Genomic DNA, 1,250 nt, shown 5'->3' on the forward strand with positions numbered 1-1,250 from the left:
TTTTTGAGTGAGGGTGTTTAGGTAATCTAAATGAGGCTTAAGGGTTGCAACAATATCATTTATGGGCTTTTTGGTAAGTTGTGAAATTGGTTTAAGTTTTTGAATTTTTTTTAAATCGATAATATAATCTTGATAAGGTATAAAATCTAAATCGTTTTCATACCAAAGTGCTAAATTATATAGTGTATCTTGTTTATGAACTTGTTTGGAGCTTGTTCTATTTGTATTGATTTTATGTATTCTATATTTAATTATTTCCCTTTTGATATTTAAGTAAGAAAACACATCAAAAATAAGACTTATTTTATTAATATTTGGATTAGATAGATAAATATCGGCTTCATCGCAAGCCCTAATAAGAAATGGAATAAAGTTTTTTGGGTTAGTTTTGTATCGTATTAAAAACCACAATAGGAATCTCGAATTTTTGATAATAGAATCTCGAATATTATCTTTGATATTATTAAATCTGCCATGATAATGTAAAGAAACCAAGGAAGCTTTTTCTTGACTATATTCCAACAAGTTATCGCCAATATATTGTGATATATACTTTTTATATGAATCAAAGGTTCTTTCCAAAATTTCTTGGGCTTGTTCTTGCGTAAGCGAAAAATTAAACACTCTATTTTGTAAATAACCTTTTACTATCTTTGGGTCTGTAAAACCTGCCTTATTGGCTCTATATTTCTCTATAATTTCATAAAAAGTTAATTCTTCATCTCCTATTTTAAGTTTTTTAGAATCATCTGGTAAATACCCTTCTAAAAGTAACTTTGGATTATTTCCTGTCTTTAAATCAAGTCCATATCCAATAGTTACATTGCCTGCAATATGTATAGCATTTTCTTGTTTATAATTTGAATTTTCAAAAGCAATAAGAAGCTTTGCACATTCTTTTTTATAATCATTTTCATTTAATTTTTTAACATCATAAAGCATTATTGCATTTCCTTTTTATAGATATCTCCCCACTCAAATATCGTTTGGTTGCCACACATTGTGCTACAAAAATAATCGGGTGAATTAAATACTTTCTCATCTCTTATAAATACAATACCCTGTTGATTTTTCCTAATATAAATTTTACAATTTGCAAAATCCTTATCATCATTTAAAGCTATAGCTTCTTGTTGAGATTTTATCTGTAATTTCAAAGTTATATCGCATTCGTGCATATCATTAAATTCACTTTTATTTAGGATAGCCTCATATCTAGCTTCACAAATATTAAACTTATCACACTTTTT

1 protein-coding gene and 1 pseudogene are annotated in these 1,250 nt (G+C 27.0%); both read right to left on the bottom strand.

Annotation, left to right across the window (positions count from 1 at the left end; translation table 11 throughout):
• On the bottom strand, nt 1-942 hold a 942-nt coding region (locus ELQ11_RS09525; RefSeq protein ID WP_134225302.1), incomplete at its 3' end, for a hypothetical protein.
• Nucleotides 942-1,250 (bottom strand): annotated as a pseudogene (locus tag ELQ11_RS09530) (hypothetical protein); the annotation flags it as partial. The pseudogene ELQ11_RS09530 and the gene ELQ11_RS09525, both read right to left, overlap by 1 nt.

Origin of the sequence: Campylobacter sp. US50a, assembly GCF_004379015.1 — a bacterium.
GTDB classification, from domain to species: Bacteria; Campylobacterota; Campylobacteria; order Campylobacterales; family Campylobacteraceae; genus Campylobacter_D; species Campylobacter_D jejuni.